This is a genomic window from Pseudocolwellia agarivorans (genome assembly GCF_002000085.1).
GTDB classification, from domain to species: domain Bacteria; phylum Pseudomonadota; class Gammaproteobacteria; order Enterobacterales; family Alteromonadaceae; genus Pseudocolwellia; species Pseudocolwellia agarivorans.
The window spans coordinates 59774-80292 of the sequence record NZ_MUZU01000002.1 but is presented as its reverse complement, the minus strand read 5'-3'; the positions used below and the strand labels follow the sequence as shown (position 1 = coordinate 80292).

At 35.1% G+C, this 20519-nt stretch carries 14 protein-coding genes; 10 read left to right on the top strand and 4 right to left on the bottom strand.

The features are described from left to right. Positions 1 to 309: 309 nt before the first annotated feature. The 4 genes from B0X80_RS03430 (at position 310) to B0X80_RS03415 (ending at position 7492) form a co-directional block, all read left to right on the top strand. A complete protein-coding gene (locus B0X80_RS03430; protein WP_077338424.1) occupies positions 310 to 3093 on the top strand; it encodes a TonB-dependent receptor in 2784 nt (927 codons plus the stop codon). A gap of 89 nt (positions 3094 to 3182) precedes the next feature. After that, the gene (locus tag B0X80_RS03425) at positions 3183 to 4736 is read left to right on the top strand and encodes a tryptophan halogenase family protein (RefSeq protein ID WP_077338423.1); all 1554 of its coding nucleotides are present in this window, start codon (positions 3183 to 3185) and stop codon (positions 4734 to 4736) included. A 15-nt stretch (positions 4737 to 4751) separates the two neighbouring features. Further along, positions 4752 to 5489 (top strand): SapC family protein, encoded by a 738-nt coding sequence (locus B0X80_RS03420; protein WP_077338422.1) that lies wholly within the window; start codon positions 4752 to 4754, stop codon positions 5487 to 5489. A gap of 44 nt (positions 5490 to 5533) precedes the next feature. After that, entirely contained in the window at positions 5534 to 7492 is a 1959-nt protein-coding gene (locus B0X80_RS03415; RefSeq protein WP_077338421.1) for a CRTAC1 family protein, read from the top strand. Between the two features lie 86 nt (positions 7493 to 7578). Here the strand turns inward: B0X80_RS03415 and B0X80_RS03410 are convergent, their stop codons facing one another. The 3 genes from B0X80_RS03410 to B0X80_RS03400 form a co-directional block, all read right to left on the bottom strand. Further along, positions 7579 to 8664: an NHL repeat-containing protein gene (locus B0X80_RS03410; RefSeq protein WP_245825382.1), complete on the bottom strand. Its 1086-nt coding sequence runs from the start codon at positions 8662 to 8664 to the stop codon at positions 7579 to 7581. 385 nt (positions 8665 to 9049) lie between these two features. Then, positions 9050 to 9664 carry a GntR family transcriptional regulator gene (locus tag B0X80_RS03405; protein ID WP_077338419.1) on the bottom strand — a complete coding sequence of 205 codons (615 nt, stop codon included), beginning with the start codon at positions 9662 to 9664 and terminating at the stop codon, positions 9050 to 9052. A gap of 397 nt (positions 9665 to 10061) precedes the next feature. After that, positions 10062 to 12395 (bottom strand): beta-galactosidase, encoded by a 2334-nt coding sequence (locus B0X80_RS03400; protein ID WP_077338418.1) that lies wholly within the window; start codon positions 12393 to 12395, stop codon positions 10062 to 10064. Positions 12396 to 12711: 316 nt separating this feature from the next. Here B0X80_RS03400 and B0X80_RS03395 point away from each other — a divergent pair, with 316 nt between their 5' ends. Together B0X80_RS03395 and B0X80_RS03390 are read left to right on the top strand one after the other, a co-directional pair. Next, positions 12712 to 13791, top strand: coding sequence for a glycoside hydrolase family 117 protein (locus B0X80_RS03395; RefSeq protein ID WP_076419174.1), 1080 nt, complete (start codon positions 12712 to 12714; stop codon positions 13789 to 13791). Between the two features lie 73 nt (positions 13792 to 13864). Further along, positions 13865 to 15439, top strand: coding sequence for an MFS transporter (locus B0X80_RS03390; RefSeq protein ID WP_077338417.1), 1575 nt, complete (start codon positions 13865 to 13867; stop codon positions 15437 to 15439). A gap of 124 nt (positions 15440 to 15563) precedes the next feature. Here B0X80_RS03390 and sodB read toward each other — a convergent pair whose 3' ends face one another. Continuing rightward, positions 15564 to 16145, bottom strand: a complete 582-nt coding sequence (sodB, locus tag B0X80_RS03385) for a superoxide dismutase [Fe] (RefSeq protein WP_077338416.1) — start codon at positions 16143 to 16145, stop codon at positions 15564 to 15566. Between the two features lie 324 nt (positions 16146 to 16469). Between sodB and B0X80_RS03380 the strand changes: the two genes are divergently transcribed. From B0X80_RS03380 to gss, 4 genes are all read left to right on the top strand, one after another. Then, positions 16470 to 16808: a Grx4 family monothiol glutaredoxin gene (locus B0X80_RS03380; RefSeq protein WP_076419171.1), complete on the top strand. Its 339-nt coding sequence runs from the start codon at positions 16470 to 16472 to the stop codon at positions 16806 to 16808. 110 nt (positions 16809 to 16918) lie between these two features. Further along, on the top strand, positions 16919 to 17524 hold the full coding sequence (locus B0X80_RS03375) for a peroxiredoxin (RefSeq protein WP_076419170.1): 606 nt from the start codon (positions 16919 to 16921) through the stop codon (positions 17522 to 17524). A 216-nt stretch (positions 17525 to 17740) separates the two neighbouring features. Next, the gene (locus B0X80_RS03370) at positions 17741 to 18274 is read left to right on the top strand and encodes an Mpo1 family 2-hydroxy fatty acid dioxygenase (RefSeq protein ID WP_077338415.1); all 534 of its coding nucleotides are present in this window, start codon (positions 17741 to 17743) and stop codon (positions 18272 to 18274) included. Positions 18275 to 18570: 296 nt separating this feature from the next. Further along, the gene (gss, locus tag B0X80_RS03365) at positions 18571 to 20478 is read left to right on the top strand and encodes a bifunctional glutathionylspermidine amidase/synthase (RefSeq protein WP_077338414.1); all 1908 of its coding nucleotides are present in this window, start codon (positions 18571 to 18573) and stop codon (positions 20476 to 20478) included. Positions 20479 to 20519 lie beyond the last annotated feature (41 nt).

Genomic DNA, 20519 nt, shown 5'->3' with positions numbered 1-20519 from the left:
TAACTCCCCCCTGTGTGAAAATTAACCCTTAATAGTGTTTATTAAGGGTTTTTTTTATCTAAAATTTAATATTATTTTTACTTTTAATAACTAAATCATCTAGCATTTTGTTATTGATAAATAACGAGTATAAGTATTTTATTCCTTTTAATTCAATTTGTTATTTTTCTTTTGTGTTGTGTGTTTACAGTTGTGAGATTATTTGTAGCACTTATATTTTTTAACTAGTTGACCCGTTATTTCTTCAATGGTAGATTGTTAACAATTAAAGTTAATTGTTAACAAAAATAACATCAATGGGGAAGTCAAATGAAACAAAGTCAATTTAAATTAAATTCGATCTTTGCAGCAATGTTAGTTGCTAGTAGTGGTCAAGTTTTTGCTGAAGAAGCTAACGCGGATACTAGTGGCGTTGAAGTTATTCAAGTTACTGGTATTTTTAGTTCGTTAAGTAAATCTACAGCAATGAAGCGTGATGCATCAGGTGTTGTGGATGGTATTTCAGCTGAAGATATTGGTAAATTTCCTGATACTAACTTAGCTGAATCATTACAGCGTATTACTGGTGTTTCAATTGACCGTTCAAATAACGAAGGTAATCAAGTTACTGTTCGTGGTTTTGGCCCCAGCTTTAACTTAGTGACATTAAATGGCCGTCAAATGCCAAATTCATCAGCACTGGATTCTGAAGGTATTTCACGTAGCTTTAACTTTAAAGAAATAGGCGCTGAAACTGTTTCTGCTGTTGCCGTTCATAAAACTGCTCGTGCAGATATTAATTCAGGTGGTATTGGCGCAACAATTGATATCCAAACAGCTAAACCTTTTAATTATGATGGTTTTAAAGCGGCAGCAAGTATTAAAGGAGTGGTTGATACCAGTGTAGATACAGGAAGTTCGGTAACTCCTGAAATATCAGGCATGGTAAGTAATACTTTTTTTGATGATTCATTTGGCGTGTTATTAGCTTTATCTCATGCAGAACGTGATAGCCACACAGATCGCATTGGTCGCTCTGGTCAGTGGTCAGAAAGACCCGCCGGTAACTATAATACCGATGCTATTGATACAAATAACAACGCAGATAAACATGTATTTACGGTGCCTACTGTTGATTTTGATAAACAGGATACTGAGCGTGAACGTCAAAATGCTCAATTAGTTTTTCAATATGCACCAAACGACAAGCTTATTATTACGGCAGATTATGTAATGTCTCGCTTAGATGATAAGAGTAAAATGAACCGCAGCAGTTTTTGGTTTGATGGCGTTGATACAGGCACTGCCGATGTAAATGGAACGATTATTAATCCTACGAGAGCAGCTGATGAGCTGAACTTTTGGGCTTGGGAATATTCATTTAAAACAGAAAATGACTCTTTTGGTTTAAATCTTGATTGGCAAGTAAACGACGCTTTAACCCTTAAGTTAGATGTTCATGACTCAACTTCGCATGCAAATCCTGGTGGATTACCTGCAGAACGTTTAGCTAACTTAAAAAACCCTCGTTACGATACAGATCTTGACCCAGATACTCGTCCTATTGGTCTTGTTGATATTGCTGCTGACTTTTCAACTGATATGCCTTCTATCTCTTATGATGATTCTGCACTCATAGCACATACAGGCAGTGGCGCATGGGATAAATCAAATATTGTTGGTGATTTAATACAAGAACGTGGTTATGAAATTGAAAATAATATTCAGCAGGTTACAGCAAGTGGTCGTTGGGAAAATACCGGCGATGGTGATTTAGTTGCGATTAATTTTGGTTATAACAATACCGTTTATAAAGTAGATACAACAAGGTTTGCTGGTGCTGTATGGGATACAAGCTCACTTGACTTAACGAATTTAGATATTGAACGAACGGAAGGTGGTGTTGGCTATGATTCTGTTTTACGTTACAGCGCGGATCAATTTATTCAATTAACAAAAGAGCAAGGTTTATATGCTGCACCTAACGCAAGCACAAATGGTATAGAAGAAAATACCGATGCTCTGTATGTCTCTTTTGATTTTGAATCAGAATTTAATGGTATGGCCATTTACGCTAATTTAGGTGTAAGACATGAAACTACAGAGGTAACTGCCTACTCTATAGGTAAGCCTGTTGTTGGTCTTAAATGGATCACTGATTTAGAAATGTCTAAAATTTTCGCTGATGACGAAGTGTCTGATGTTTTAGGTGGGAAATATAGCCATTACTTACCTAGCTTAAATATTAAGATGGATATCAGTGATGACCTTGTTGCGCGTTTTTCTTATGGTAATACTATTTCTCGTAGCAATATTGACGCAATGTTCCCTCAAACAACGTTAAGTACTCATTTAGCTGGTGGGCCTTTTACTGCAGGGCAAGGTAATCCTAATTTACTTCCTTATGAAGCTAAAAATTTAGATTTATCGCTTGAATGGTATTACGGCGAAGGTAGCTATGTTTCTTTAGGGCACTTTAGAAAAGATGTAGATAATTTTATTTCTAGTGGTACTGAAGATAGAACAATAGAAGGCCCTGATGGTTTAGCTATTACAGATCCTAGTGTTAACCCTAGACCTGGTTGTCCAGCAGCAGGAAATACTGCTTGTCAATCTCAAGCCGGAGATCCTGCCATTATTTGGCAAGTTAATATGCCTGTTAACTTAGGTGAAGTGGCTGTTAATGGTTGGGAATTTAATGTTCAACACATGTTTGGTGACTCTGGTTTTGGTGCTATTGCCAACTACACTGTTGTAAACAGCGATGGTGAATATGATGTTCATAACCTTAACAATAAGTTAGTACTAACAGGTTTAAGTGATTCAGCTAACCTTGTTGGCTTCTTTGAAAAAGATGGATTCTCTTTCCGTGTGGCTTACAACTGGAGAGATGACTTTATTGGTAAGAGTGGCTCTAATCCTGAATTTACAGAAGCTTATTCACAAATCGATATATCAGCTAGCTACGATATCAACGACACTATTTCAGTATTTGCTGAAGGTATAAACGTAACGGATGAATCAACACGTCGACATGGCCGTTTTTCTAATCAAATCATTGATTTTGAAGAATACGGCGCGCGTTACAACATTGGTGTTCGTGCTCAGTTTTAAATAATTAATATTTTATAGCAGGGGAACACCATATTTTGGTGTTCCCTTTTTGCATTACAAATATTCCTTAAAATATAGAGGTATTTAATATGACTAAACATATAAAAAATATCGTGATTGTTGGAGGAGGCACTGCAGGTTGGGTAACGGCCGGTATTTTAGCTTCAACTCTTAAAAAAGAAGTCGATTCAGGGTTTTCTATCACCTTAATTGAATCACCTGATATTCCTATTGTTGGAGTAGGTGAAGGTACTTGGCCAACAATGCGTAATACCCTAAAAAATATGGGAATACGAGAAACTGATTTTATTAAAGAATGTAACGTTTCATTCAAACAAGGCGCTAAATTTTCTCAGTGGGTTAGGGGATCTAAAGATGATTTTTATTATCATCCGCTTGTTTTGCCTCAAGGCTACGACTCTATAAACTTAGCTAAGCATTGGGTCAATCATAATGGGGGACAGTCATTTTCAAATGCGGTTTGTTTTCAAGAGGCTATTTGTGAGTTAGGGCTAGCACCTAAACAAATGATAACGGCTGAATATGCTGCTGTTGCTAATTATGCTTATCATTTAGATGCAGGTGTTTTTTCTGAGTTTTTGAAAAAACATTGTACTAAAACATTAGGTGTTAACTACGTTTCAGCGAATGTCGTTAAAGTTAATTCAGCGAGCAATGGTGATATTTCATCATTAAATACCTCTTTAAATACAGAGTTACTTGGCGATTTGTTTATTGATTGTACGGGGTTTAAATCTCTCCTTTTAGGTGAACACTTTAACGTTCCTTTTGTTTCTTGTAGCGATACTTTATTTGCTGATAGGGCTCTTGCTGTGCAAGTACCTTATGAAAATGAAAACAGCCCAATAGTTTCACATACACTCTCTACTGCGCAGTCTGCAGGTTGGATATGGGATATTGGTTTATCTACTCGTCGTGGCGTTGGTCATGTTTATTCAAGTCGTTATATTAGCGACGATCAAGCACATCAAGAATTGCTCAATTATCTCAAACGCTCCTCCGTAGAAGCTGAAAATTTATCTTTTAGAAAAATAGCGTTTAATCCTGGGCATAGAGAAAAGTTTTGGGAAAAAAACTGTGTCGCTATTGGTTTATCAGCTGGTTTTTTAGAGCCGCTTGAAGCGTCTGCTTTGTTATTAGTAGAAATATCAGCGCAAATGATTGCGGATAAATTTCCAACCAATAGAACCACAATGGATATAGCGGCAAAGCGTTTTAATAACACTTTTAGTTACCGCTGGGAACGTATTATCGATTTTTTAAAACTGCATTATTGTTTAAACAAAAGAACGGATAGTCAGTTTTGGGTAGATCATAGGAACCCAAATACAATTTCTGATCATTTAAAAGAACAGCTGTTGTTATGGCAATATCAAGTACCTAGCGATACTGATTTTGAGCAGTTGTTAGAGATTTTCCCTGCAGCAAGTTATCAATATATTTTATACGGTATGGGGTTTATTACTGAACCGAATCCTCTCGGTATTTCAGCGCAAAGTCAGCAAGTTGCAGCGGATCATTTTCAACAGGTAGTTACCCAAAAGAAAGAACATACAAGTACATTGAAAACCAATCGTGAATTGCTAAATAAAATTTACCAATATGGCTTACAACGGGTATAAAAATAGGATGAACATATGACAAACTTTACCGTTTTAGATACAAAAACACATAAAAATACACGTGTAATGACAGGCAGAGGGGCTAAATTTGGTGAAAATATTCATTTAGTTCCCGTTATTGCTGCTGAATTGAATAAGTTGATGCTTGAATATCCCGTGTGTTTGATTAAAGACAATGAAACAGGTCAGTTTGGTTTAAGTGCTTTATTGGGATTTGAGGTAGGCGAGAACTTATTTTTGAACGAAGACCAATGGGAAGCTAACTATATTCCTCTTCATATACGTCGTCAGCCTTTTATGGTTGCAGTTAATAGCCCTGCAGGTGCTAAGCCTACACCAGAAAATACGGTTATTACTATCAACATGGATAATGCCCGTGTTCAGGAAGCAGAAGGTGAACTGATTTTTGATGATAAAGGTAATACAACACCTTATATGAACGAGGTCAATAACCAGCTTGCCACTTTGGTTAACGGCATGATCCAAACAGAAGCTTTTATTAAAACTCTTTCTGAATACGATTTAATTGAGGCAGTACAACTTACCGTTTCTTTTAATCATGAAGATAAACGTTTCGATGGTATTTACACCATAAATGAAGAGAAACTAAAAAAATCATCACCGGAAGTGTTAACCGATCTACATCAAAAAGGCTATTTACAAGCCTGTTATTTACTTATGGCATCAATAGGGCATGTACAAAAATTAATAACGCTTAAACGTAAGTATTTAACACAAAATAAAAATAATTAATTTTATAACCTCTATTTTAAATTTAACTTGGAAATATAAATTGTATGTTTAAAAAAACGACCCTTAATAAGCTTATGTTAATTGGCTTACCTATGACATTTACCCTTGTAGGTTGTACTACTGAGCCTAGTAAGAAATTAGTCCCATTGATTGATTCAAAAATTACTTTTACCGATGTTTCAAAAGAAGTTGGTTTACGTGATAAACCAGCCTGGAAATATGGAGGACCATCGGTTGCTGATATTAATAATGATGGTATTTACGATTTTGTTTTAGGTAACCACGATACTACACCGGTAAAACTTTATTTATCTAATAAAGATAAAACCTATACAGAACAACCTGATCTTTTTAATAGAGCTGACAGCCATGGTATTGCAACGGCTGATTTCGACCAAGATGGCGATAACGATATATTGGTTGCGTTGGGGGGAGGTAATGGTACTAACCCTAAGCCACCTATGCTGTTAAGAAATGATAATGGTATTTTTGTTGATGGAACAAAAGATGCTGGCATTTCTCATATGGGCGCGCGAGGCCGTTCGGCTCGTTGGGTTGATTTAGACAATGATGGCGATCTTGATTTAATTCAAGTAAATGCTGAACAAATGAATGGTGAAAAAGGCCCAAGAAATATTATTTTTAAAAATATAGGTAAAGGGCAATTTGCATACCAAGCAAGTGCAGCCTTTGAACATATTGATGCTGAAAAAGTATTTGTGACTGATTTTAATCACGATAAAATTCCAGATTTAGTCGCTTTTTCTTCTTATACTCCGTTGACGTTATGGCAAGGTGACGACAAACTTACTTTTACTGATGTAACTACAAAGATGTTACCTAAAAGTTTAACTGATTTAGGCCTTGTTACTGCGGTAGCTGAAGCTGATATTGATAACGACGGTGATTTAGATTTATATATTTCTCGCGGAAAATTATGGTATCAAATTGCTAATAACGCGATTTCTTTTAATGAAGAGATAAAACGTTTAGATTTACGTGATGAAGGTAATAAAAGTCATGATGGTATTAGCTTTACTTCTAAAAAAGAAGTGAATTTACTATCGTTTTATCATTTCCCCAGAGGACCTAAAAAAGTTGTATTACCTTTGTATTTAGGTGGTGCTAAAACGCGGTTAGATACTCCGGTAAAATCAACAATAATAACACCAGATATGGCGAAAGGTTTTCCAGACGTTATTAACGAAAGTGGTTGGTATTTAGGATATTTAGGTGATGACGAGCAAGGTAACCATCGCTGGAGACTGGAATGGTTATTAAAGAGCAACCTTGCTTGGGATATGCGTGCTTCTGTAATTGGTGTTGAGAGTATTCAACCTGATTGGACACCACAAAACTTAGGTGTTCCTGATGTCTTATTACGAAATGAAGGGGGTAAGTTTAGTGATATTTCTGCGTTATTACCTAAGCAAAGTTTAGATAATAACTGGGGGGTAAGCTCTGGCGACTTTAATAACGACACCTATAACGACTTTTTTGTTTATCGCTTTGGTGAATTAAAACAAAGGGTTGCTGATGCTTTATTTATTAATAAGCAAGGGAAAGGGTTTGAATCATCATTAAGCCATGGTGCAAATACGTTAGATATTGATGCACATGGCGACATGGGCGCAGCGTTTGATTATAACCTAGATGGTAATATTGATTTACTTAATGGAGATGACGATAACGGCCAATGGCATCTATACAAAAATACTACAGCGCAAGGTAAGCATAATCATTATTTACTTACGCAAGTGGGCTATTCTAAAGCGGGTGTTGATGCGATAGGTGCAGAAATTTTTGTTTCAACAGCTAAAAGTAATCAATATAAACGTGTTGGTTCTGGTAGTGCAGCTCATTCACAAAGTTTATTGAATATTGCTCATTTTGGGTTGGCGACTGATAGCTTAATAGATTCAATAAAAGTGGTTTGGCGAGACGGAACAAGTGAGGAAGTAAAACAAGTTAGCTCTAATCAACTTATAAAGTTTGGTCGGTAAACTGAGCTGTTGTTCTGTTTTTAAAGGATGACAATAGGATAAGCGTTGAATTAATTTTACATAATAATTCAACGCTTTTTTATTAGTTAAATACGTTCGAGTTTATAGGGAAGGGCGTGATGAGAGTTCCATTGACCAACATATAAATTGTCTTCATCGTCTATACAAATACCATGACAATGCTGAAATACATCCCACGAACTTTGCATCGGTTGCAGCTTACCATCAATATATTTAGGCTGTGTGCCGCCTAAGTTAGCTATAACTTTATTTTCTTTATTGAATATGGAAATAAAACCAGAGTCTTGGGCATTAGTATTATCTATATGCGACCAACAAACCGGAGCAAAAAAGTGCTCTTTGCTAAATTTAGGCCCTCCTATATAAGCGCCTGCTACATCAATAGTTGAACGATAGTCTCCGTTCATTTCAAATAACTTAAGAGATTGCTCTGCGCGTGAGCTGATAATAAGGTGTGGGTCGTTTGGTATACGTAAATCAATCGCAATGCCGTGAGTATTTTTTAAATTGAGGTTGTCGTTTTTATTTTCATGCCCACCCCAACAACGAATAAATCGCCCTTGAGAGTCGTATTGCAATACAAAGTCAGAACCATAGCCGTCAGTAACATATAAGTCGCCATTAGGTGCTATGGCTATATCTGTTGGTCTAAAGGGCATGTCGGGAGTGTATACATCAAGTGTTTGTGGATGACCTAGCGTAAAAATAAGTTTTCCGTCGATCGTTAATTTTGAAATAAAACCTGATTGAGCAATCACTTTATTAAAAGGTGATTCCCAAGCCTCAGTAGATTTTCCATCCCAATTCTTATTTACAATCCAGCCACTATCAACAACATAGATAAAGTCTTCACCGTTTTCGTTTACTATTTTTATAGCGTGAGCGCCAGGATATTCAGTCCCCCATGCGTCAATAAATTCACCGTCTTTATTGAATATAATAAAATTGTTAGCGGTATTGTCCGTAACTAAAATAATGCGACCCTGTGAATCTATTGCTAAGTCATGACAATTTTCTACGGGATTTTTTAAAGTATCTAGCTTTGCCCATTGTGTATTTACACGGTAAGTAAAGTCTCCTTGTCCAACAATACGACCGTGAGGATTAACCGAAGATTTTGGAAAGGTAGCGGATTGATTATGAGTTATCACGTATATAGCCTTGCAGTTGAATTAATCTATGATAAAAGGAGTATGTGTTTACCCATTTAATCATGAAGCTGACATTATTGTATCAAGTTACTTGTTATTGTCTAATTTAAATTGTTGACAATATTCAGAGCGCAACAAGAGAGGTTGTATATTAGGGCTGTTGATGTCTGCTGGTTGTTGCAAGGGGGTACATAGAATAATGACGCAAGACTCCTTACATTGCGATCAAAAAGCATATAATTCGAATAAAATTTGAATATGAAAGATCAACAGATTTTAATGAGTATAATTTAAAAGCGTTTTATTTATGTGTGGTAGCTAAAACGCTTTTAATTGAATAGGTTAAGCGGTTCACTTATGTCAACCGTATGGTCTAATTGGTAGGTTATTTGATGTTAGCTTTAACGGCTTTAGCTGCTTTATTAATATCGCCACTTTTTAATGCATCTAGAATAAGTCTATGTTCATCAACACATGCAGAGCTTGTTGTTAAACGTTTGTAATTTAATCGCATTCTCATAACATAGGGATACCAAATATTAACCAGTTCGTCGCCACCTGCTTTGTATATAAGGTAGTTATGAAAAGAAATATCTACTTTTGTTACTTCGGTATAGTCTTCATTGTCAAAGGCTGCTTGTAACTCAGTTAAAATATTTTCAAGATCTTGAAAATCATCTTCGGTAAGAGAATCTTTTAGTTGGTCAATAGCAAATAACTCAATGTTTCGTCGTAAACTGATCATGAGTTTTTGTAATTTAGGATCTAATAAACTGTTAACAGAAGCGCCGCAGTTGTTTTTAGATATAAGTAAACCTTCTTTGGTTAACTGCAATATAACGTCACGAATAGGGCCTCGCGATAAACCAAAACGTTCAGCTAATTCTTTTTCGTTCAATTTAGTATTAGGAGCTAGTTCTCCTGAAATTATATCTGAGCGAAGCTGCTCTGCAATTTGATCTTTCACGGATAAAATTTTTGTTGGTCTTTTCGCAACCATATCTTTGCCCTAATGATTATTTATAGGTGATATCTTATGTAAAAATGATTTTTTTTACAATTGCTTTATGTTTTATTGTTTACAAAAAACAGGTGTTTTTCTTTTAAAACAGTAGATTAAGGAAATAAGTTGAAAATTTTAATTTATTTTTAAAAAAATACAGATATTTTGTTAACAAAATATCTGTATTTAATAGAGGACTATTTAACCGAACTCGGCTTAACAAATGATCCCCTAGCAGTTATTTTCCTAATTTCTGCGTTAAATTTACTTGCAATAGACCAGCTATTGACGCGAAATTTGCCTTGAATTGAGAGAAACTATCAAGCTAGAGGCTCAATGAAACTATTTTTGGTTATATTTCAATTTATTAAACATCTCTTAAACCGAGTTATGGTTATTTACTAAATCGTTGTTGGTACATTTGTGAATGAAGCTCTTTTGCCGCTTTAATCATAGGCGGATAAGGTGAATCAGTTACTGAAATAAAACCTACATTATAGTTTTCACCATCATAAGCCCTACCAGTGATCGGTGAGTCAATGTACTGAAACCAATGAGCGCCAATAAAGTAAGGGTTATTAATGACAGAGTTCATGTAATCTTTATACATTTTTGCTCTGTCTTCTTGGTTTGAAGCTTGTATTAACCCAGGATGATATAAACCTGTATCACGTGCGCCAATATGAAATTCACCTATAATACTTGGCATGTCTATTTCTTCTAAAAACTTCCAAGATTTAGGATGAATTCCTTCTTTATAGATGTTGTAACTTACTACATCTACGTACTTAGCTGATGCTTTTACGACTTCCATTGGTTTACCCCAATCAGGAAATCTAGCACCTAAGTACATATGATTTGGCACATAAGTATCTAATGCTGAGTCAACTACACTAAAGTATTTATCGGCATAAGCACTCAATAGTAGAGAGTAATCTTCAACTTGTTTTTCTGTTTTAAAGGTTGAATCTATGCCTTTGTTGAATTGCTCCCAAGACGCGATGTTTTTATTCCATGCGCTATTTAATTGCTGAATATTTTTGTACTTATTTTTCATTAGTCGTGTAAATTCAGCTTTAGTTGGTACGGTTGCTCCATCGCGAGTTAGGGTGTTAATAACGATGCCGTATAAAGATTCTTTAGATTCACTACGACCAAAGCTTTTTTCATTATCAATAAATATACCTACGCACCAAGGATTTGCTTTAATCTGCTCTGATATAGTTTTAGCGGTAACTAATGCTCGCTCTTTAAATACAGGATCGAAAACATCGGGTAAAGGAGCCCAAAAATCATTACCACTCGATACTGTTTTAAAATCACCTATAATCCAACCATTAGCAAAATAAGGCACTTGGTTATTGTCGTAGTAACTTGGATCTGTCCAATTACCTAATGAAGTAAATCCCCAGCTTTTCATTCTGTTAACCGTAACTTCTTGCCATTTATCTAAATAGTTAGCATTGTTCTGACCATATTTACGCTCTAAATTGGCTGAGTAAAAACTATAAGTTTCTCCATGCTTAAGTGGGCCCGAGTGTGCACTTTTTCTGTAGCCGTAGTGTTTGCCTAAAGGCTCATCGTAGCTAGGTAGCCATTCAAATAAGTTTTTTCTTATTTCAGATGCAACAAATCTTGTTGGTATTGCATTATCGCTTACTCTATTTAAGCCTTGAGAATCTTCAGGAGTTACATCGTTTGGATCTTTTTTAGCTAATACCTTTTGATCAAAGTCGTAGCCTGTCATCGTTGTAGAGTTTGATAAACGAATAATGTCTATACCGGTAGCAAAATATAAATAACCTTCAGGGTCTACTAACGACCATTTACCATTAACTTTTTCGGTTCTAAAAAATCCTGTGGCTTTTAATTTAGGGCCATTTAACCAACCACCAAATTTTGAATAGCCAGCCATTAATTTGCCATTTAATAACTTACTTTCAGTATCTCTTTCTTTAATTAGATCGGCTTCCGATGTTATTTTAAAAGGAAATTGTTGTTTTGCATTTTGGCCAAACTTATCAACTATATGTGTTAAATATTGTTCGTTAAATTCAGGATTCTTTCTTAATCTAATGTTTTTAATCGTAATGACTTTGTCGTACAAAGCACTTTGTACACTGAAGTTTATTTTTTTTATGCCTGAAAGGTTAAGATTTTTTTTACCCCACATAGAAACAAATTGAAACTCGTCTGATTCCCATGTATCAGGGTTTGATCTCAGGCCAGAATTAAAATTTAATTCTACATCTTCATCACCTTCTGGTGTGCCTAAATCATGTCCCGCCATTTTTGCGTAATAAGTGTTAGCTTTACCTCTTGCAACATTTACGGTTCTTGTGTAGTTAGCGCCATCAATGTCCGTGATGTCTAAGTATACTTGTACAGAATGATCACCTGGGTTGGCTATATCAAATGCAAGATTAAAATCTTTAAAATGACTCCAATCCCAAGGAGTTGATGGTGTAAAACTTACAGAAGCGTAGCTGTTTTCTTTTGATTCAAAATTAACTTTAAGCTCATTATCGCCTACAACTTGAGTTTGCGTGTTATAGGTTTCTATAAACTTATTGTCTATGTCGCTATTAAAGTTGAGCAAAGTCATTAATTCTGAACGAGGAGTTTGTGCTTGTTTTACCGCTGTGTTTGATTGATTTTCTGTTTGTTGGCAACCAACTGCAGAAATCAAAGACGCAGCAATAACAGAATAAAGAATATTACGTTTCATTTTTTTGCCTTATATTGTCATCTTTTTACATTAAGCTGAGTATACCTATATATTTGTAAAATGAAAATTGTTAACAATATTTGTTTTTTGAGGTAGTATAATCAATAGACCCAAAGCTAATGGAATATAAAAGTTATAAATAAATATTATAGTGCTTATTAAGCATTATGATGATTTCATTAAATTATTGTGCTGGTGATGTTTATCGTTACGATAAAAGTAATGAGCTTTTTTAAGGTATCTACAAAAAATTTTGTAATTAAAACAATATTATTCATTTAAAAAACAAAGAAAAATAAACTGAAGGCTTAATCGTATGCAAGAAAAAAAACTCAGCTTAGCAAGTAAGCGTGCAATCGAACGTGGTTATGATCAGAAAAATTCTGATTGGATGACTGAATTTGATGTAAAACCGTTGAAAGGTGATTTTGCTTTTGAAGAAGGCGTTATTAGACGTGATCCTACTTCGGTCATTAAAGTAGGCGATTTATATCATTGTTGGTATACGAAAGGACAAGGAGAAACGGTTGGTTTTGGCTCTTCAAATAAAGAAGATAAAGTTTTTCCATGGGATTTAACTGAAGTATGGCATGCAACATCAAAAGATACTGAAACATGGAAAGAGGAAGGAGTAGCTATTGAGCGTGGCGAAGCTGGTTCTTTTGATGATAGAGCTGTTTTTACGCCTGAAGTATTAATGCACGATAATAAGTTTTACTTAGTGTATCAAACTGTACAGTTTCCTTATGTAAATCGTCAGATAGAACAGGTTGCATTAGCAATTGCTGATAGTCCGTTTGGTCCTTGGAAAAAGTCTACGCAACCGATTTTAAGTCCCTCTATGGATGGTGAATGGGATGGTGATGAAGATAGCCGATTTAATGTTAAATCTAAAGGCAGTTTTGATAGCCACAAAGTGCATGATCCTTGTTTACTGTTTTTTAATGAGAAGTTTTATCTGTATTACAAAGGTGAAACTATGGGAGAGGGCATGAACTTCGGTGGTAGAGAAATTAAGCACGGTGTTGCTATCGCAGATAATATTGAAGGGCCATATATTAAGTCGGAATATAATCCTATATCAAATAGCGGCCATGAAGTTGTTGTATGGAACTACCTTGGAGGTATTGCTTCATTATTAACAACCGACGGACCAGAGAAAAATACGGTGCAGTTTGCCCCTGACGGTATTAACTTTGAAATTAAAGCACACATTAAAGGCGCTCCTGAAGCTATTGGTTTATATCGTAGTGGCACTGAAGAGCTTGAAAAACCAGGTATCGCTTGGGGACTTTGCCATAAATACGATAATAGTTGGAACTGGAACTTTATTTGTAAATATACAACACGTAAACAAATATTAGATGCCGGAACATTCCAAAACACAGGCAGCTAAACATTTGCAAACCACCTAAGGTTAATAATCTTAGGTGGTTTATTTTAATAATATTCAAAAATAGGTTGTTTACATGCTTACACCTACAAAAAATGCTTTTTTATATTCGTTAATCATAGCCTTTGGTGGTTTTGTTTTTGGTTTAGATATCATTTTGATTTCAGGAACGATTAAGGCAATAACATTAGAATTTGGTTTAAGTGCGCTAGAGGTGGGGTATATTGTTTCAGGTCCTGGTTGGGGCGCTTTAGTTGGGCTTATTTGCACAAGTTATTTTTCTGATAAATTTGGTCGGAAAAATACCGCTTTAGCAATAGCTGCACTTTACACTTTATCTGCTATAGGTTCGGCTTATGCACCAAGTGCTGAGTTTTTATTTTGGTCGCGATTTCTTGGTGGTTTAGCTTTTGCTTCTTTATCTTTAGCCTCTATGTATATAGGTGAAATAGCTCCACCTAAATCACGTGGTAAATTGGTTGGTTTAAATCAACTTAATATTGTTATTGGTATTTTTGTTGCGCAACTTTTTAATTACTACATTATAAATGCAACAGAACAAAATGCCGATTGGGCCGTAAACATAGGGTTACATGCTGATAATGCTTGGCGCTGGATGTTAGGTGCTGAAATTGTTCCTGCTCTGTTATGGTTTTTAGCGTTATTTATAGTACCTGAAAGCCCTCGTTGGTTGGCATTAAATGGTAAAGAAAACAAAGCTAAACAAGCGTTAACTAAAATTACTGAGCCTGAAGCGTTAGATAAACAAATGCATGAGATTGTGCATAGCTTGAATGACACCAATCACCATGCATTGTCTTTAGTTCAACAGTTTAAGTTGCTTTGTACTCCTACAATGCGTACAGCATTAATCATTGGCATTGTTGTTACTATTATTCAACCTATGACCGGTATGAATGCAGTTTTAGCTTATATGCCAACCATATTCTCGCAACTGGGTGGTAGCGAAAGTTCAGCTTTTGGCCAAACCGTTATGGTAGGTGGTATAGGTTTATTGTTTACTGTTCTAGCTTTAGTTTTTATTGACAAACTAGGACGTAGACCTATTTTACTTGGCGGTTTAACTTGGGCTATTTTAAGTTTAGGTCTTGTTACTTTAGGCTTCTTTAATGCTACTTATATGCTGACGGCTGAATCAGTTGTAGCATTAAAAGATTCTGTTGATATGTCATTATTACAGCCACTATTAAATGTTGAATTTGCGTCTGACTTTGAATTTAAGCAGGCTGTAGAAAACGTGATTGGTCGTGAGAGTTTTGTAAATTTAGAAGGTAGTATAATGACTGCGGCTACTTCTATTAATGGTTTGATGGTACTTATTGGTATTATTAGTTTTCAATGCGCTTATAATTTTTCGTTAGGGCCTGTTGTTTGGATACTTTTATCAGAAGTATTTACGACTAAAGTACGTGCAGTAGCGATTCCATTATGTGGCTTTGTAGCGAGTGTTTTTGGTGGGATTGTTGTGCCGTTATTTTTCCCGTGGCAGTTAGCTAACATGGGAGCTGTTTCAACGTTTGGTTTATATTTAATATGCTGCGTTATTGGTTTACTATTTTCATATAAAGTTATCCCTGAAACTAAGAATAAAACGATTGAGGAAATAGAACTAGAATTAGCCAGCAAGTAAGGCTTATTTCCCTTAACTGCGAGAGGTTTTATACCAAACGCATTAATGTTGATGCGACTCCATAAAAAAAAGGCCTTTGATTAAATCAAAGGCCTTTCTATTTTTTGTTTCAGAAACTTAGAGATTAAGCAAAGTTAGCTGAAGCAAATTCCCAGTTAGCTAATGCCCAAAAAGCATCCATGTAGCTAGGACGTAAGTTACGGTAATCAATGTAGTATGCATGTTCCCATAAATCTACAGTGATGATAGGTGTAACACCTTCGTCAGTTAATGGTGTAGCAGCGTTAGATGTATTAACGATTGCTAAAGAACCATCAGCGTTTTTAACTAACCAAGTCCAGCTTGAACCAAAGTTGTTAATTGCACTGTCTGTGAATTTTGCTTTAAATTCAGCAAAAGAACCAAAGCTAGCTGTAATAGCATCAGCTAAAGCACCAGTAGGTTCGCCGCCGCCGTTAGGGCTTAAGCTGTTCCAGTAAAAAGTGTGGTTCCAAATTTGTGCTGCATTGTTAAATACGCCTGCTGAAGATGTTTTAACAATATCTTCAAGAGATTTGCCTTCAAAGTCAGTACCTTCAATTAAACCGTTAAGTTTAACAACGTAAGTGTTGTGATGCTTACCGTAATGAAACTCTAAAGTTTCTTTTGAAATGTGTGGTGCTAACGCATCCATAGCATAGGGTAATGCTGGTAATTCAATAGCCATTTTTATCTCCTGAAAAGTAATTAAAAATTTATATTCTTATAGAATATATTAAAGAATTAGTTTGTTTTTATTATAAACCTAGTAAACTACTCGGGTATTTACAAAGCTTACTTAGTTTAACCCAATATATAGGGATTAACATCGATTTTATCAAGGTTAGTAAGTTTTAATATATAACTATTTTGTTTGTAAGAACGAATGGCATTGTATATATGTACTTTGTCACCATGTTATACCCAAGTCACTTTTAATATTCATGATTCAGCACGTCTTAGGTGCTTTGGGTATATAGTATAATGCAGTTAATTAAATATAGAGGTTACCATGGATACGATCGAACGTATTAAACAGCAAATTTCAGAGAATTCAATCTTACTTTATATGAAAGGTTCACCTAAGCTTCCTAGTTGTGGCTTTTCTTCTCAAGCGTCTCAAGCACTTATTTCATGTGAAGAAAAATTTGCTTATGTAGATATTTTACAAGACCCAGAAATTAGAGCTGAATTACCTAAGTATGCTGACTGGCCTACATTTCCACAATTATGGGTTGATGGTGAGCTTGTGGGCGGATGTGACATTATTATTGAAATGTTTCAACAAGGTGAATTACAAACTTTGGTTAAAGCATCAGCAGCAAAAAATAATTCTGAAAAAGAAGCGTAATTTCTTTTTCAAAGAGTATTGAAATATAAATGTTAGTCACAATAATGATTAGTGTTAATTAAATAATTTAGCCTTTAAGGTTTTTTAAACTTATATATTAGGAGAATAAAATGAGTGTATTAGTTGGTCGTCCAGCACCGGATTTTACAGCAGCAGCAGTATTAGGTACTGGTGAAATTGTAGATAGCTTTACTTTATCTGAAGCAATTAAAGGTAAAAAAGCTGTAGTATTTTTCTATCCTTTAGATTTCACATTTGTTTGTCCTTCAGAATTGTTAGCTTTTGATCACCGTATTGAAGAATTCAAAAGCCGTGGTGTTGAAGTTATTGGTGTTTCTATCGATTCACAATTCTCTCACAATGCATGGAGAAACACGCCAGTAAACGAAGGTGGTATTGGTCCAGTACAATACACATTAGTTGCTGATACTAAGCACACTATCTGTCAAGCATATGATGTTGAGCATCCAGATGCAGGCGTAGCTTTCCGTGGTTCTTTCTTAATTGATGAAGAAGGTAACGTACGTCATCAAGTAGTTAACGATTTACCATTAGGCCGTAACGTAGACGAAATGTTACGTATGGTTGATGCATTACAATTCCACCAAGACCACGGTGAAGTTTGTCCTGCAGGTTGGAACAAAGGTGATAAAGGTATGACTGCTTCTCCAGACGGTGTTGCTGCATACTTATCTGATAACGCTGATAAATTATAATATTGTTTAACAACACTATTTAAATAAGCGTTACATAAAATTTAATGCCAATCAGGTTAACTGATTGGCATTTTTTTATACCTGAATTTTATACCAAGTTAATTTAAACGAGAAAACTCTTTTATTAGATAACGACTTCTCTGAACCTGATTTATTTACTTTAGCTTTATTTATTGCCATGATAAAAATGGATTAACGGCTAAGTAAGAACACTATATGAAAAATATTGAAGAGCAATTATCTCAGTACAAAAGCGTACATTTTAATAAAATGAATATTAAAACCCATTTTATTGGTGTGCCTTTAATTATATGGGCAGTAACCTTATTGTTGAGCTTAAACGTTTATCAGCTAAACGTTGCTGATATCAGTTTTACATACACGCCTGCTTATGTTTTTTTCGCTGTTTCACTTATCTATTATTTTATTTTGCATGTTAAATTGGCCATAGCTATGGTGTTTTATAGTGCAATAAACTTGTATTTAGTGAGTTTTGTGGCTGATCATGAACACGCCTTATATATAGCTTTAGTGGTGTTTTTTATTGGTTGGGTATTTCAGTTTGTTGGGCATTATTATGAAAAAGCTAAACCTGCATTTATTGACGATTTAGGTCAGTTTCTTATCGCGCCTTTATTTTTAATGGCTGAGGTTTACTTTTTATTAGGATGGGAGAAAACATTAGAAGAAACGATTACACCTATGGCGGTTTCTAAAAGACGAAAATTAAATAATCCAAGTCATGGCTAGCTTTTTCAATAGTGTTAACCCTTTCGTAAGATAATAAAGCGCCTTTAAGCCACCTCACTTAAAGGCGTTTTTTTCTTTAAATAATCATCAAAAAATATCTTATTTAATTATTATCAGTTTTATGTAAATAAATATTGTGTTTTTTATCAAACTGCATTAAAACGCTTATTAAATCTACATACTCAATAAAACAGAGTCTTTATTAATATTCTTTTAATAAAATGAGTATAGAAATACTGTTTTTAGGTTTATCAACTTAAAAATTTATATTACACACACCATAGTGATTACTTTTCATGACATATTCCAACAAGCTTTTTGATAAAAAGGTTGAAGCGTTTGGTACTTTATTAGGACATGCCTTAGGCGATGTGCCTGTTTATTCTTCTGATTATAAAACCGCATCAGATATTGATTACCCCAAGCGCAGTGCTTACCGTAGTTATTATAACGGTGTTTATATGGGGTATAAGTGGCAATGTGTCGAGTTTGCACGACGCTGGATGTATATTAATCAAGGTTTGATCTTTAATGATGTTGCCATGGCTTATGATATTTTTGAACTACGTAGTGTTCGCGACGTAACCGCTAATGTTGAATTACCGTTAAATGCTTTTGCTAACGGTAGTCAGAGACACCCAAGTATTGGTTGTTTATTGATTTGGAAAGAGGGTGGTGAGTTTGAAGACACTGGCCACGTCGCTATTGTTACAGAAGTTACTTCTGAATATATTCGTATTGCTGAACAAAATGTAGGACATGCTCTTTGGTCTGAGGGAGATAATTACGCCCGCGAACTTAAAGCAGTTATTAACGAGGATGGTGAATATTGGATAACCTGTTCATATGGCGATGCTGAAATTTTAGGATGGATGATACAAACTGAAGATGAAACCTTTGCTGAACCAACAATAGATGTAAATGTTGAATTAAACACACTAAAAAGTAGGCGTATTCATATTGCTGAATCTAAAAAAAGATCTTGGCTAAATATTGCTAATAATGATGAGGCGGCGTTTGTCAAAGCAATGGGGGGGCATTTCCTGTCTGATGTAGTAGAAGAGCAAAACAGATATCTTATTTTATCTAAAACTACGCAGCATGCTTTAGAGAATGCGAGTAATGAATTACATGGTTTATTTATGCATGCAACCGAGTATGTATTATCGAATGATGAATTGCTAAGCCAGTTTAATTTACCCAATGCGATTTTGCCTAAAATACGTCAGTCTTGGGATAACCGGCTAAATGAAGTAATAACAAGTCGTTTCGATTTTGCCTTAACTGAAGACGGGCTAAAGGTATACGAATACAACTGTGATTCAGCTTCTTGTTATATGGAAACAGGTAAAGTGCAAGGTAAATGGTTTAATCACCATAAACTTAACGACGACGAAAATGGCGGAAAAGACTTATTTAAAGACTTAGTTAAAGCATGGAAAAAAAGTCATGTTAAAGGTGTTGTTCATATTTTAAGAGATGACGACCCTGAAGAAGAATATCACGCCTTATTTATGCAAGACGCTATTCGTGCTGCGGGTTTAAATAGTAAAGTTATTATTGGTTTGAATGGTCTCGAATGGGATGAAAACGACAACATTATTGATGAAGATGGCGAGCAAGTTTCATGGGTATGGAAAACATGGGCTTGGGAAACCGCATTAGATCAAATAAGACAAGAGTGTGAAAACCTTGATAAACAGCAAAACGTTTATGAACCAGACCAACAAAAAGGGAAATCTATAGGGTTATCAGACGTACTATTTCGTAAGAATGTTATGGTATTTGAGCCTTTATGGTCACTTATTCCTAGTAATAAAGCTATTTTACCCGTGCTGTGGAGTTTATTTCCTAATCATCCATTATTACTTAATTCATCTTTTGAATTATCTGATGAGTTAAAAGCGCTGGGCTATGTTGCTAAGCCTATTGTAGGACGTTGTGGTGCCAATATTTCTTTATTCAGTAAAAATGAAGAGTTTGTAGAGTCAACAGACGGGCACTTTAGTGAACAAGAAAAAATCTATCAGCAATATTTTCCGTTACCTCATGTTGAAGGTAGTTACACACAAGTATCAACTTTTATGGTGGCAGGCGTTTATTCTGGTAGCGGTGTAAGAGTTGATCGCTCGCGAGTGATTAATAAAAACAGCGATTGTTTACCTTTACAATTTGTTAATGATAAACAGTTTTTACAAGAATAAGAGCGATTGTCTTTTAATAATATTGATACAGTTATAACAAC

What these genes read in the sequence shown, in the direction of transcription:
- B0X80_RS03430 (WP_077338424.1), top strand. Translation starts at nt 310, where the DNA reads ATGAAACAAAGTCAATTTAAATTAAATTCGATCTTTGCAGCAATGTTA.
- B0X80_RS03425 (WP_077338423.1), top strand. Translation starts at nt 3,183, where the DNA reads ATGACTAAACATATAAAAAATATCGTGATTGTTGGAGGAGGCACTGCA.
- B0X80_RS03420 (WP_077338422.1), top strand. Translation starts at nt 4,752, where the DNA reads ATGACAAACTTTACCGTTTTAGATACAAAAACACATAAAAATACACGT.
- B0X80_RS03415 (WP_077338421.1), top strand. Translation starts at nt 5,534, where the DNA reads ATGTTTAAAAAAACGACCCTTAATAAGCTTATGTTAATTGGCTTACCT.
- B0X80_RS03405 (WP_077338419.1), bottom strand. Translation starts at nt 9,664, where the DNA reads ATGGTTGCGAAAAGACCAACAAAAATTTTATCCGTGAAAGATCAAATT.
- B0X80_RS03400 (WP_077338418.1), bottom strand. Translation starts at nt 12,395, where the DNA reads ATGAAACGTAATATTCTTTATTCTGTTATTGCTGCGTCTTTGATTTCT.
- B0X80_RS03395 (WP_076419174.1), top strand. Translation starts at nt 12,712, where the DNA reads ATGCAAGAAAAAAAACTCAGCTTAGCAAGTAAGCGTGCAATCGAACGT.
- B0X80_RS03390 (WP_077338417.1), top strand. Translation starts at nt 13,865, where the DNA reads ATGCTTACACCTACAAAAAATGCTTTTTTATATTCGTTAATCATAGCC.
- sodB (WP_077338416.1), bottom strand. Translation starts at nt 16,145, where the DNA reads ATGGCTATTGAATTACCAGCATTACCCTATGCTATGGATGCGTTAGCA.
- B0X80_RS03380 (WP_076419171.1), top strand. Translation starts at nt 16,470, where the DNA reads ATGGATACGATCGAACGTATTAAACAGCAAATTTCAGAGAATTCAATC.
- B0X80_RS03375 (WP_076419170.1), top strand. Translation starts at nt 16,919, where the DNA reads ATGAGTGTATTAGTTGGTCGTCCAGCACCGGATTTTACAGCAGCAGCA.
- B0X80_RS03370 (WP_077338415.1), top strand. Translation starts at nt 17,741, where the DNA reads ATGAAAAATATTGAAGAGCAATTATCTCAGTACAAAAGCGTACATTTT.
- gss (WP_077338414.1), top strand. Translation starts at nt 18,571, where the DNA reads ATGACATATTCCAACAAGCTTTTTGATAAAAAGGTTGAAGCGTTTGGT.